The 12,952-nt window shown below is 34.3% G+C and carries 11 protein-coding genes; 7 read left to right on the forward strand and 4 right to left on the reverse strand.

Annotated features, from left to right (window positions below; translation table 11 throughout):
• Positions 1-7: 7 nt before the first annotated feature.
• Positions 8-682 carry a response regulator transcription factor gene (locus tag LF20184_RS03595; RefSeq protein ID WP_010020592.1) on the reverse strand — a complete coding sequence of 225 codons (675 nt, stop codon included), beginning with the start codon at positions 680-682 and terminating at the stop codon, positions 8-10.
• A gap of 78 nt (positions 683-760) precedes the next feature.
• Here LF20184_RS03595 and LF20184_RS03600 point away from each other — a divergent pair, with 78 nt between their 5' ends.
• Both LF20184_RS03600 and LF20184_RS03605 read left to right on the forward strand, forming a co-directional pair.
• Entirely contained in the window at positions 761-1,531 is a 771-nt protein-coding gene (locus LF20184_RS03600) for an ABC transporter ATP-binding protein (protein ID WP_010020591.1), read from the forward strand.
• Positions 1,512-3,512 carry an FtsX-like permease family protein gene (locus LF20184_RS03605; RefSeq protein ID WP_010020590.1) on the forward strand — a complete coding sequence of 667 codons (2,001 nt, stop codon included), beginning with the start codon at positions 1,512-1,514 and terminating at the stop codon, positions 3,510-3,512. Before LF20184_RS03600 ends, LF20184_RS03605 begins: the two co-directional genes overlap by 20 nt.
• Here LF20184_RS03605 and LF20184_RS03610 read toward each other — a convergent pair.
• Positions 3,490-3,954 (reverse strand): hypothetical protein, encoded by a 465-nt coding sequence (locus LF20184_RS03610; protein ID WP_133278258.1) that lies wholly within the window; start codon positions 3,952-3,954, stop codon positions 3,490-3,492. The two genes, LF20184_RS03605 and LF20184_RS03610, sit on opposite strands and share 23 nt — an antisense overlap.
• A gap of 45 nt (positions 3,955-3,999) precedes the next feature.
• Here LF20184_RS03610 and LF20184_RS03615 point away from each other — a divergent pair, with 45 nt between their 5' ends.
• The 5 genes from LF20184_RS03615 to LF20184_RS03635 all read left to right on the forward strand — a co-directional run bounded on the left by LF20184_RS03615 (position 4,000) and on the right by LF20184_RS03635 (position 10,012).
• Entirely contained in the window at positions 4,000-4,725 is a 726-nt protein-coding gene (locus tag LF20184_RS03615) for an MBL fold metallo-hydrolase (RefSeq protein WP_010020588.1), read from the forward strand.
• A 258-nt stretch (positions 4,726-4,983) separates the two neighbouring features.
• Complete coding sequence (gene spxA / locus LF20184_RS03620) at positions 4,984-5,382, forward strand: transcriptional regulator SpxA (RefSeq protein WP_010020587.1); 399 nt, start codon at positions 4,984-4,986, stop codon at positions 5,380-5,382.
• A gap of 298 nt (positions 5,383-5,680) precedes the next feature.
• The gene (locus tag LF20184_RS03625) at positions 5,681-8,284 is read left to right on the forward strand and encodes a BspA family leucine-rich repeat surface protein (protein WP_010020586.1); all 2,604 of its coding nucleotides are present in this window, start codon (positions 5,681-5,683) and stop codon (positions 8,282-8,284) included.
• A 130-nt stretch (positions 8,285-8,414) separates the two neighbouring features.
• A complete protein-coding gene (locus LF20184_RS03630) occupies positions 8,415-9,083 on the forward strand; it encodes an adaptor protein MecA (protein ID WP_010020585.1) in 669 nt (222 codons plus the stop codon).
• Between the two features lie 56 nt (positions 9,084-9,139).
• Positions 9,140-10,012 carry a competence protein CoiA gene (locus LF20184_RS03635; protein ID WP_010020584.1) on the forward strand — a complete coding sequence of 291 codons (873 nt, stop codon included), beginning with the start codon at positions 9,140-9,142 and terminating at the stop codon, positions 10,010-10,012.
• Here LF20184_RS03635 and LF20184_RS03640 read toward each other — a convergent pair.
• Positions 10,009-11,985: a cell surface SD repeat-containing protein gene (locus LF20184_RS03640; RefSeq protein WP_010020583.1), complete on the reverse strand. Its 1,977-nt coding sequence runs from the start codon at positions 11,983-11,985 to the stop codon at positions 10,009-10,011. The genes LF20184_RS03635 and LF20184_RS03640 overlap by 4 nt on opposite strands.
• 206 nt (positions 11,986-12,191) lie before the next feature.
• Positions 12,192-12,854: a DsbA family protein gene (locus LF20184_RS03645; RefSeq protein WP_099240447.1), complete on the reverse strand. Its 663-nt coding sequence runs from the start codon at positions 12,852-12,854 to the stop codon at positions 12,192-12,194.
• Positions 12,855-12,952 lie beyond the last annotated feature (98 nt).

Consider the following 12,952-nt stretch of genomic DNA (forward strand, 5'->3'; position numbering starts at 1 on the left):
AACCTCGCTAAGGAATAATGTACCCTTGACCGACTTTAGTAACGATGTAATTCTTTAAGCCAAATTTTTCGATTTTGCCACGAAGACGATTGATGTTAACTGTCAAAGTGTTGTCGTCGACGAATCGTTCATCGTCCCACATGAAATTCAATAGTTGCTCACGAGTAACGATTTTGCCTTGATCTTTTAATAGACGTTGCAATAATTTGTATTCGTTTTTGGAGAGGTCAATTTTTTCGTCTCCAATTTCAACGGTCCCGCTGGATAAATTGAGTTTTAACCCATTGTGTTCGATTGTATCGCTGGAACTCTTTGAAAAATCATAAGTTCGACGCAATAGAGCATTTATTTTGGCAACTAGAATATCGACTGAGAAAGGCTTTTCAACGAAATCATCTGCTCCCATATTCATAGCCATGATTTGATCCATATTAGAATTACGTGAAGAAATGATGATAATAGGTAGTTTAGAAATCTTACGAATCTCTTGATTCCAATAATAGCCGTCATAGACCGGTAAATTGATATCTAGTAGCACTAAATCGGGTTGATAATCTTTGAATTGTTCGATAATATTGTCGAAATCTTTAGTAATGTAGGAGTCCATTTGCCATTTTGCCAGATTTTCACTGATCAGCTTGGCGATGGAGAAATCATCCTCAATAATCATAATTTTAACCATTTAAAAAAATCCTCCGTGCTAGAATAAAGACACTATATAGTATGATAACAATAAATAATTAATTTTGGAGAGTTTACTGTGCAAATTGCTGTAAAGAATATTTCAAAAGATTTTGGGAAGAAGAAAAATGCTGTTCATGCTATTAAGGATATCACCTTAGAAGTTGAACATGGAGAGCTATTAGGAATCATGGGACCTTCTGGAGCTGGGAAGACGACGCTGTTAAACATGATTTCAACTAACGAACGACCCGATCACGGACAGATAATCATCGATGGCTTAGATTTAACCCAGTTGCATGATCGTGATTTAGCAAAATACCGTCGTAATAAAATGGGCTTTATTTATCAAAGTTTCGAATTACTAGATTCCTTGAATGTTAAGGAAAATGTTATTTTGCCATTGGCTTTGAGTCGAGCTAATAAAAAGATTATCGAAGAAAGATTTCAATATATGATGAATTTGTTGAATATCGAAAAACTAGCTCAACGTGAAATTGACGAATTATCGCTAGGACAACGTCAAATGGTGGCAGCTGCCAGAGCTTTGATCAATAAACCAGAAATCTTATTTGCGGATGAACCAACTGGTAGTTTGGATTCTAAGTCGGCGACTATTTTGTTGAATTATATGCAGCTGATCAACCAAAAAGAAAAAACCACTATTTTGATGGCAACTCATGACGCCTTCACAGCCAGTTATTGTACGCGGGTAGTTTTTATCAAAGATGGGGTAGTTTTTTCAGAGGTAGTTAATCCAGGAGACCGTGACAAGTTCTTCGAGCAAATAATCAACATGCAACGAACGATTGGTGGAGGAAATTATTTCAATGTATCGCAAAATTATTAAACGTAGTCTTTCAAATATGCGCGACAGCTATTTGATTTATATCTTAGCCTGCAGTTTTGCCATTGGCGTTTTTGGGATTTTGCTGTCAATGGGGGATAGCCCTTCAGTTCATGCGGCATTGCACTGGTGGAATTCGTTTATCTATGAAATTTCTACTTTTATGAGTGGGTTGTTCGCCTTTTTTGCCTTTATTTATATGATTTATGTAGGTGGATTTTTTATACAACGACAAAAAAATGAATTTTTGACTTTTGAGAAGCTGGGGATGTCACGTTGGGTCATCGTGATGATAAGTTTCTTCCAGACCGCTATCGTGCAAATAGTCGCGTGGCTAGTTGGTCTGTTACTGATGGTGATTTTTCAAAAGTTTATGGGAATGTTGCTGTTTTATTTAATGCAAATTCGTTACAATTTTGCGACTAGCTTTGGTGGAGATACGCTGTTGATGATGTTTTGGACGTTCTTATTCTCAACGATTATTTTAAGTCTACTGAATGCAATCAAGACGATCCGAATCTTACGAAAAAAGCAGCGGAAAATTAACGTCAAGACTCGTTGGTGGTTGCGAATACCTGCGGGAGTCTTTGGGATTGCACTTTTATTCAGTGCTCAAGTTTGTACCTGGTCGTTGTTCACCGATATTCGAATGATTAGTTATTCTGCTAAGCCATTGAATGAGATCTTTTTCATTTTGTTAGCTTATATTTTTGGAACGTATTTGGTTTACTATGGTTTTTTACCAACAATTCTAAATTTATTGCAGAAAATTCATGCAATTTCCTATTCAGGTTTGAATCTTTTTTCATTTAAATATTTAAAAGAACGACTTTTTCAAAATATTTCTATTTTGTGGTTCGTAACGGAATTATCAGCTTTAGCCTTGGCTTTACTGACGTTTTGCTATTTCGGGTATCAAGCTGTTCATGAAAGTTACGATAGCTCTTATCCTTTTGAGTTGGCAGCCAATAAAGATACGGCTCATTTTATTAGAAAAGAGCTCAAACAGACTGATGCAAAGATAAAAAGAAAATATAAAACTAACGTCAAAATAAATTTAACATCTTACTATAATAAAAAAAGTTCCACCTATATGAAGCAACCAATGACTTTCATGTCTTATTCATCGTATAAATCATTACCTAAACAGATGCGTAAAGGTAACAGTAAAATTAATTCGAATGAATTTATGAAAATTGATACTCCCACCGGAATCATGTATCAAGATCAAGAGACAGAATATAACATCGCCGTTAAGGGCGCACCAATGATTGCTAAAGCTAAAGCCGGCCGAGCCTTTCCTTATGGTGGTTCAATGCATTTTGGTCCAATGATGATTGTGCCAGATAAGTATTATCAAAATATGCCAGCTGAAATCAATGATACTTTTTATGGATGGAATTTCAAAAAGGGAGACCAACTGCAGAAGTCTCAAGCTGAACGTTTAAAAAACTATCGATATGCCTACTATTTGAAGGTAAATCTCAAGTCTTCTTTAAAAGATTCGACAATAGAAGTCATCAAAAAAGCCCCCAAGCAATATGATGCCTCTGTATATACACAGGTAGGATATTTGCGTGAGGGTAATATTAAAAAACGTTTCAAACAAGGTGGCGGTTTTTATTTGTATATCGTAGCCTTATTCAGCGTAGCTTTATTGATAGCTTTGGGGAGCGTTTTGACTTTGAGAATTTTATTGCGAGATGATTATCAATCCAGACAATTACGAACTTTGCAAAAAATCGGTGTCGAAGAAAAAGAAATCAAGCGGATTATTTTACGAGAAAACACTTGGACGTTCTTGATTCCAATCGTCTTTGCCTTAGTGCAATCATATACTGCTATAGCAATGTTTGATAGTGGACGACATATTTCTAAAAATATCATATTGATCTTCGGCGGTTATATCGTCTTGTATGGATTGTTTGGTTTCATCAGTTATCAAGTTTCCTGGCGTAGTATTAAGCAGAAGTTTCGTCTGTAACTACGTAAGCTTTTGAGAAGAAACCGAAATCTTCTTGGTTGGAACCTTGAATTTGTTTTTGAATTTCTTCTTGAAGTAGTGTTTGCCAGACTTTAATTTGTGAAGTTGTGTCAAAAGTTCTAATAATTAAATATTCTCTGGGACTTTCCCTTTTTTGCAAGACGGCGGTTGATGTAGAATTAAAAGAGTATGAGTGGGTACTGAATAGTTTTTCCTCGAATAATTTGGCTTGATCAGGATTTAATTTTAAATAAGTCAAGGAATATAGACTATTCAAAGGTTCGTAAACCCCACTGATACCGCGATATTGTGCAAATGTTGATAAATTTTTTATCAAAAGATGGTCTGCATTGGCATGAAATAAGGGTTTTAATAAAGTATCGGATGGTGACATCTGACTCTTCAAAAAGAGATATGTGCCTAGCTTTAATGTTATGTTCATAGTTATTGAAATCCTTTCAATTATAAAATTTTTTGGAGGTTTTCTATGTTAGTTACAGTTTTAGGTTTTTATGGTGGTTACCCTTATAAGGGAATCGGAACATCTGGTTACCTATTAAGGGATGGCGATAAGAACTACTTGATCGATTGCGGTAGTGGTGTTTTGAATTCACTAGCAAGTTATATGAAACCAACTGATCTAGATGGTGTCATCTTATCACATTATCACCATGATCATACCGCAGATGTTGGTGTTTTGCAGTACGAATGGCTTGCAGCTAAAAAAGAGAATCTATTACCTATTTATGGTCATACTCAAGATTTTGTCAACTTTGCGCAATTGTCAGTCGATAACGCCACTAAAGGAATTGCTTATAACGATTATGAACCAACTCAAATCGATGACTTGAAGTTTGAGTTCATGAGAACCGTTCATCCAGTTCCAGCATATGCAATGCGTATCACTGATAAGGATGGTAAGGTAATCGTTTATACCGCTGATACAACTTACTTTGATGGTTTAGTTGATTTTGCAAAAGATGCCGACTTATTGATTGCGGACACTAACTTCCCAGAAGACGTTACTGGTCGCAAAGCCCATCTTAATACAAAAGAGGCAGGAACGTTAGCTAAAGAAAGCAATGTTAAACGTTTGATGATCAGTCACTTACCACAGACCGTTGATGCTGACGTTATGTTAAAGCAATCACAAAAATATGCTGAAGATGTTCCAGTAATTCATGCATTCCAAGGTTTGGAAGTTGAAGTGTAAGGCTTAGGAATAGGCTTTAGGTTTTCAATGAAAGTAGTATTAATTATAACTAATGGAATAAATAAACTAATATCTATGTAATTTGTGAAAGGATTATATAGATGGCTATTTGTCGGGTACATGTTTTCACAAACAAATATTTTAAGAACAAATATTCGTAACTTTTTCGTGAAAACCTATAGATTTTATTATACGTTTAAGTTACAATATTAATGTGTTTAAAGAGTTTGATACTACACAGGAAAGGAGAGATTATATATGGTTACCATTTATACATCTCCAAGTTGCACCTCATGTCGTAAAGCCAAGGCTTGGCTTGAACAACATGATATTCCTTACAAAGAAAGAAACATTTACTCAGAACCTTTAAATAAGCAAGAAATCAAACAAGTACTTCAAATGACTGAAAACGGGACAGAAGAAATTATTTCTACTCGTTCAAAGGCATTCCAAAACCTTAAGGTAAATTTGGATGATTTAACAATTGATCAATTGTTAGATTTGGTTCAAACAAACCCAGGTCTCTTGAAACGTCCTATCATCATGGATGATAAACGTCTTCAAGTTGGTTTCAATGAAGATGAAATCAGAAGATTCTTGCCTAGAAGTGTCAGAACTATGGAACTTCAAAAGGCTCAACTTATGGCTGGCTTATAAAAAAATTACCAGATCACTTTCCATTTTTGGAAGGTGGTCTTTTTTTTTTACTCTCTCTTTGCGGCTAAGCCGCTTAGAGAGAGTTATGGGAACGCCTTAGCGTTGGTATTCCAATGTATTGCGGCTAAGCCGCTTAGAGAGAGTTATGGGAACGCTTTTAGTACTATATTGTGCTATGCTAATGGGTATAGAAATTTTTGTAAGAGGATTATTAAATTAGAAAATTCCACAAATCATATTTATTATATGAATAATATTTTTATATAATGTTAAAGAAACACATTTCTGGGGAAAATAAATGTTAGTGAAAAATAATATACCAAAGAAATCTCAAAAGCTAAGTGAATCAATGATAATTATTTTATTGATGTATTTAACTTTTATTTTTGGAAATAATCTAAGTGCTCAGGCAGCTGAAAATAATGATATAGGGCAACTTTCTAGCATAGATGTAAACGGTGTTATTAATAATTCTATATCAGAAAAAACTAATAATTTGCTTCCACGTTCAATCGATTCGATTTATAAAAGTGGGATAAATGGAACGGCTAGTTGGGATATTGATGATAATGGATTATTAACGATCCATTCAGGAACACTAGCATATGGAACTGGTAATTGGAGTCCATATGCTAGTTCTATTAAAAGTGTCTATGTAGAGGAAGGTGTTTTTGTTAATTCTGCCACTTTGGATGATGGAGGTAGAAATAGTGTGTTTTCTGATTTGCCTAATGTGATAACGATTGATGTGACTAATTTGGATGTTTCTAATGCTAATCATCTTGGTGCAATGTTTCAGAAAGATCCTAAATTAAAACAAATAATTGGTATAGAAACATGGGATACCTCAAAGTGCGTTTGGATGTCTTCCATGTTTTACAATGATAATGATCTTCAAAAATTGGATTTGTCGAATTTTGAGACTAGTAAAGTTGAAAGTATGGGATCAATGTTCATGAATTGTACGTCGCTAGAAGAATTAGATTTGTCGAATTTTGATATGTCCAGACTTCAGCACATGGTGAGTATGTTTAATGGAGTTCCTGGTAAGATTATAGGATTGAAAGATTTTGATACGAGTCGAATTACTGATTTAACTGGGGTGTTTGCGAAGACCGATTTTACAAAGAATGATCCAAGTGATATTGCTAATTGGGATGTTTCAAAAGTTACAAATATGAATAAATTATTTGAAGGTACTAAATTTGAGGAATTGGATTTGAGTAACTGGGATACAGGGAATGTAACTGATATGTCTTATTTGTTTGAAGGTGATAGTAATATCAACCAAATAAAGGGCTTATCTGGTTGGAATACGAGTAACGTAGTTGATTTTACCTGTACTTTTCAAAATGTGACTGATACGGATATTTCAGTGATAAATAATTGGGATATTTCTAATGCTAATAGTTTTACTGCTATGTTTTCGGGATGTAAAAACTTGGAAAGATTGAATTTGTCTAATTTTAAAGAAAACAAAGCAGAAAAATTCGGTAGGATGTTTTACAACGATAGGTTACTAAATGAGAATACTTTAATAGGTTATGAGTCGTTGGTAAAAAGCAATGCGAAACTTATCAATGGAATGTATCAAGGAACAGATTTTGAAGTGATAGATTTATCACAATATGATACTTCAAACGTTACAAATTTTGCTGATTTATTCAGAAGTACTAAAAGTTTGAAGAAAATTATAGGAAACTTTGACACTAGTTCAGCGACTGATTTAAGTGGGATGTTTGCGAGTTCAGGCATTGAAAACTTCGAAGAATTAAATATTGATGAGTGGGATATATCAAGTGTTACTAATCTGAGTAATATCTTTTCGATAAGTAAAGTCCTTAATTTTGATTTCTTAAAAAATTGGAATACGTCGTCGGTCACAAATTTGAGTGGTGCTTTTCAAAATACGATTGCTAAGGATATATCAGGCATAAAAGATTGGGATGTTTCACAAGTCACTAAGTTTCAAGATACTTTTCAAAAAAATTATTTTGAAACTTTGCCAATCGAGAATTGGGATGTTTCTAGTGCTACTAATATGTCAGAACTATTCTTCTACAGTTACGCATTAAAACATCTAGATCTATCTAAATGGCATACGTCTAAAGTTACTAATTTCTATACTATTTTCAATACTATGCAGAATTTAGAGACCCTGGATATTTCGGGATTTGATACGACTCATGCAACTAATTTAAACTATTTCTTCGGTGGTAATAATAATCTTTGGAAGATAACATTGGGTCCAAAAGTTTTGATGCAAGAAGAGGTGGGATCAAGCAAGGGGACCAATTTTCCAATTCCAAAACCAGGAACTTCCATAGGTGATTCTTCATACAAGGCTATCAGTAATATGTGGCAAGAGGTTGATGAAAAGAGTGGAGGAAGTGACCATCAACCGGTAGGAGAATTATTGTCAAATGACGAAATAGTAAAAAAATATTCAACAACGGGCAATCCAGTTACTACCTATGTTTGGCAACAGCAGCTTAAAAATGACTTTTCAATAAAAGTTCCTGATATTGACTTTGGAACTATTAACAATGGTTCTCAAATTGTTCAAAGAAAGAATAAAGGTTTTGCTATCGAAATAGATAATAATAATTATCCTATTGAAAATATTCAATCCAATCTAACGATTTCTCTGGCAAAACCACTGACAAGTTCAAATGGGTTGAACACGATGAACAATGTTTTGATTTATCGAGAAAAAGGAAAGAGTGATCAGATATTATCGGATAACCCTATTCAAATTTATGTGGGAAATTTTCCTTCTGGAATTAGTTCAATTGAATGGGACGAAAAGGATGGCGTATTGTTAAATATGAAGAACGAACCTCATGCAGTAAGTGGAAGTTATAGTTCGGTTTTAAATTGGACCATTACGAATAGCCTTTAAAAAATGCATTTTCTTTGACGTTATCTACGACATTTAGTATATTATTCGAATGACTTTAAATATCGATATACGATAGTTGAAATAGTTTTTCAGACTGTTAAAATGTAGATACAGAATTGAGGTGACTATGATGGAAATGGATCGACTTAATGAGAACACGATCAGAGTCATTCTTAGTACAGAGGATTTGCAAGAACGAGGCGTAACAGTTTTAGACTTGTTAGGTAACAAGAAACAAATTGAGACGTTCTTTTATAGTATTTTGGATGAGGTCGATAAGAATCATGTCTTCACGAACAATGAGCCTGTTACTTTCCAAATAATGCCAAACAAAGAAGGTTTGGAATTGTTGATTAGTAAGAGTGATGATTCTGAAGGTTCAGGTTCATTGCCATTAAATGGGCTACAAAATTCAGTCGGCGCAAGTGAAAACAATAATTTGGATAAGGTTGGAACTGAAGAATATGACAGTGATACAGCGCCATATTTGAATGATCCTGATACACCTACTAAGACTGTTATTGTTGAATTCAAAGACTTTGAAGATTATGTCCAATTGGCTAATTTGTTACACTTAGAGAGCGGAATTTCTAATTTGTTCGAGTACAACGACAAGTACTACTTACAATTGATTCTCTTTACTGATGAAATGCACGAAATGACTTATAGCGATGTTTTGGCATTACTTAGTGAATATAGTTTCAAGACTAAAGTTACGGCGGCTGTTTTATCTGAATATGGTCAAGAGATCATGTCGAAGACGGCGCTTGAATTGACGAGATATTATTTTGGTAATTAAGTAGATCAACCTTAGGGTTGATTTTTTTTTGCGTAATTTTGTTCGAGGTGATTAAAATGTATGCTGCTTTGAACGAATCGGGAACTTTGATTTACGCCCAAAATGCAAAGGAAAAAGGCAAATATTTTTGTTGTCGTTGTGAGAAACCAGTTAAATTGATCACGACAAAAGCACGAAAATATTTTCGCCATTTAAATAAAATTAATAATGATATTAATGAACGAGAAATACATTTGACTGGTAAGAAAATAATTTTGAATTTATTAAAAGAGTTTTCTAATGTCAAAACGGAATTCTTTTTGCCAACGATTCAACAGCGTCCAGATATCTTTTTAACTGAGCAGAAGATTGCAATTGAGTATCAATGTGCACTCTTAAAAATCAACTTGCTAGAAGAAAGGGTTTTAGGATATCACCAGTTGGGCATTAAAAGTATTTGGATACTAGGTGGTAATTATTTAGATGACCAAATTCAGAAAAAACATCTTAAATTCCTCAACTATAGTGATAGATTGGGTTATTACATCATTATGCTAGATTCAAAAAGGCAAATTTTTACAGTTTTTCATCATATTAAATTTATCGGGCCTTTCAATCATATCTTTTTTCAACGGCAAATTTTTCAAGAACGGCATTTGGCTGAGGTGTTAGATTTTGAACCACAAGGATATCGCCTGAATCCAGTTTTGATGAATCAACATTTTATCAGACGTTTGCGACAAAAAAATGATCATAACTCTCAACAAGTAAAACTGGATTTTTTTCAGCGTCATCACATTACAGTCGAGGATTATTTGGATAATCGTTATTTCGTTCCAATTGCGCCAATTTACTTTTATCCAGCTTGGCAAATGGCTTGTGGACAGAGTAAGAGGTTGTTGCGGCAGCCTTTGTTGAAATTTAAGACAAGAAAAAAGCCTCCTGATTAGGAAGACTTTTGAACTGAATCCGTTATTGTCCACTGGAGGTCGACTGAATATTTTCCTGGTGGTGGCGTGTTAGTGTTGACTCTTAAGAAGAGCCCTTCATTCTTTGACCAAATAATTGGTGTGACGGGGGAATCGTCTTCAGAATTGGCAACCTCTGTTAATTGGTTGATAGGGATTAGGCCATCTTTCTTTTTTAACATCAATTGTGCAAAAGGCAGTGAACCTACATTAGGGAAACTGCTTATTTGCTTGACTGAAATTGTCTGGGCATTCTTACTTCTGCGTTGGTCGTCAACGTTCATAATGGCATTAGGAGCATTAGTGTCATCGGTACGAGTATCGATGAATCCTTTTTGAAATTGTGAAATAGGATGAAAGTGGATATTTTTAAAAGCAACGTGCAAAAGATTCTCACTAAAATTTAGTTTTAGAGGATTACCATTTTTGAGGAATATGGATTGCTCAGCCATTCCTTTTAAATAAGGTCGGATAAAGGCAGATTGTTGTAGGCTTTTTTCGTTCATAAGAGATTTGACGAAGACTTTTTCGGTTGATTCTTTATTTATTGTGCCAAGTCGAATCGTCAATTCATTAGTATCTTTGGAAATAGAATAATTACTAGGGTCAATAGGATGCTTGTGAGAATCAAGCGTAGAGGGCTTAGTATCAACTTCTTGAACGGCTAATGAAGGCGGTAGGGTGAGGACGAGCTTGGAATTAGTAAGGTCCGTAGAATTTTTATTTTCAATCTCAGAGTTGATAAAAACAGTATCGTTTCTGGCTACGTTGAAAAGCTCATCGTAATTATTGTGGGAGGCATAGGTATTATTTTTGATTTCATTATTGATATTTAGATTCTCGATGTTCTTGTTGGGGACCACATTTAATGTGGCTTGGTTAGTTTGTAAATCCAAAGTAGTTTTGTTGTTTTCGGTGGCAAAGACTTTTACAAAATATTTACTGTCATCATCTTTGAGATTAGCATCAAAAGAATATTGGAAAGGGTTAGAATCCTTACTTTGCGGTAATTTTTGAACAACACCTTTTGAATCTACTTTATACCATTCAGTTTTTAAACCGCCTTCATCACGTGCTTCGGCTTCAGTATTTGCAATCTTAAAAGTAGCCTTTTCTCCTTCTTTAACGGTCACATTTTTTAGACCACCACCAATCAAAATATCAAGTGGATTACTTTTTATGACTTTACCATTTTCATTATCAATTCTAGCTTGGACAGTAACAATACCAGAATTTCTATTTTGATTAGCTTTTAAAACACCGTTCTGATCAATCGTAGCAAGATTAGGATCAGAAATAGACCATTTAATAGCTCCGGAAGCGTTAGAGGGTTCTTTAGTATTTAGTATTTGGGAACTAGTTTGGAAGAAATCGGTTGGTTCATTGAATAAATATTTTGTATCATTATTGATGGTCAAACTAGTTGCATCAATATGTTTTTCATTTACGATTACTTTGGCAACTTTGGAATAATAATTATCATTTATTACTTTGCCCATGAAGGATTTATGAGAGGTATGAACATGATATTGATAGTAAAAGGTTCCTACTTTATCAGTTGGAACAGTAATTTTTGGATCACTTGAATTAGTAAGGCTTTCTGCAGGCGTTATTCCATCTGAAAAAAGCCAATTAGAATCCGGTGTATATTTGGTACGAGTTAAAATGGCTTCTAGTTGAACATCTTTTTGGCCTTTATCAACAATCTGTTGATAAGGTTCTTGTGTAAATCCGGGTCTACGGTATGGCAAGCTACCGATTGGAAAGAGTGGAACAACTAACCTTGGACCACCTGTGGGTTGGAAAAAGCCGCTTGGCAAACCATTGGAATAATTATCGGTAGAAACACCAGCAGTACCGTCAGCTAATGAAACTTCTGGATTGGTAATTAACAATAAACAAGTCGCTAAAATCAATGGTAGAACGAATTTCAATAGTAATAATATTGTTTTCATAAATGTCCTCCTCAACTTGTGGTCTAAACCAATTCCAAGTATAACGGACAAATTATTTTTTAGGAAGAGAAATAGTCAATTTGTCAAATTATTTGTTTATAAATTTGCACAAAAATATATAAAAATCAATAATCTTCTATAAATTTAGAAATAAAAAAAGCCCTGCACTTTGTCAGTGTAGGGTTAATCCTTGTCATATTGTTTAATTATCTTCTGAATTTATCCAGACTAATGACGGTATCATTGCGAGCAAAATTCTGAGTATGAGGAAGTTCACGTTCCAACATAGCATTGACGTTCTTACTGATGCTTTCTTGAGAAGTTGAATCACCAAAGTTATCGATCATAACACCTGGTTTTTCTTCATCTTCACAGTCGAATACAATCGCTGTTGGTGCTTTTACAACATTCATTTCCATTGATAACTGTTGATCACGTTTCAAACCTTGAACTACGCAAGTACTTTCTTTATCAGCCATGATGGATTTGTAATCAAGCCCACTATTATTAATTGCGCGTTTGATAGTGTTATCATCAAAGGGATTGTTCAAAATATTTACTTGTTCTTGAAGATTCATTAAAAAGTTACGAGCTTTTTTATTGCCTTGGCAAGAAGCGGCTTTGTAAAGTTTCGCTGCTTCTACGACTTGTTGTGATGCAGTGTTACGTTCCTCAATATCGGTAATTTTGCAGCCTTGTAATTTCATATAATCATTAATTGTTGCCATATTATAGTTCGTTACGAAATGATATTGTGTGTCTATGTCATGCTTTCTGGTGAAATCGATAATTGCTTGTTCCACCTTCAAACAATACGAACATAAGGGATTAATATATAAGAATACTTCCCACATTGTGTTTCCCTCCATCTCTCTATTGCATAGTCATTCTACCAACAATTATTCAAAAGGTAAAATTATAAACTCAAGCACTAATATTGAGAATTAAGTGAATCTTTCTTAAATGT

The sequence above is a fragment of the Companilactobacillus farciminis KCTC 3681 = DSM 20184 genome, assembly GCF_002706745.1.
Lineage (GTDB): Bacteria > Bacillota > Bacilli > Lactobacillales > Lactobacillaceae > Companilactobacillus > Companilactobacillus farciminis.

Coding starts and splice junctions, on each gene's coding strand:
- LF20184_RS03595 (WP_010020592.1), bottom strand. CDS start 682: ATGGTTAAAATTATGATTATTGAGGATGATTTCTCCATCGCCAAGCTG.
- LF20184_RS03605 (WP_010020590.1), top strand. CDS start 1,512: ATGTATCGCAAAATTATTAAACGTAGTCTTTCAAATATGCGCGACAGC.
- LF20184_RS03610 (WP_133278258.1), bottom strand. CDS start 3,954: ATGAACATAACATTAAAGCTAGGCACATATCTCTTTTTGAAGAGTCAG.
- LF20184_RS03615 (WP_010020588.1), top strand. CDS start 4,000: ATGTTAGTTACAGTTTTAGGTTTTTATGGTGGTTACCCTTATAAGGGA.
- spxA (WP_010020587.1), top strand. CDS start 4,984: ATGGTTACCATTTATACATCTCCAAGTTGCACCTCATGTCGTAAAGCC.
- LF20184_RS03625 (WP_010020586.1), top strand. CDS start 5,681: ATGTTAGTGAAAAATAATATACCAAAGAAATCTCAAAAGCTAAGTGAA.
- LF20184_RS03630 (WP_010020585.1), top strand. CDS start 8,415: ATGGAAATGGATCGACTTAATGAGAACACGATCAGAGTCATTCTTAGT.
- LF20184_RS03635 (WP_010020584.1), top strand. CDS start 9,140: ATGTATGCTGCTTTGAACGAATCGGGAACTTTGATTTACGCCCAAAAT.
- LF20184_RS03640 (WP_010020583.1), bottom strand. CDS start 11,985: ATGAAAACAATATTATTACTATTGAAATTCGTTCTACCATTGATTTTA.
- LF20184_RS03645 (WP_099240447.1), bottom strand. CDS start 12,854: ATGGAGGGAAACACAATGTGGGAAGTATTCTTATATATTAATCCCTTA.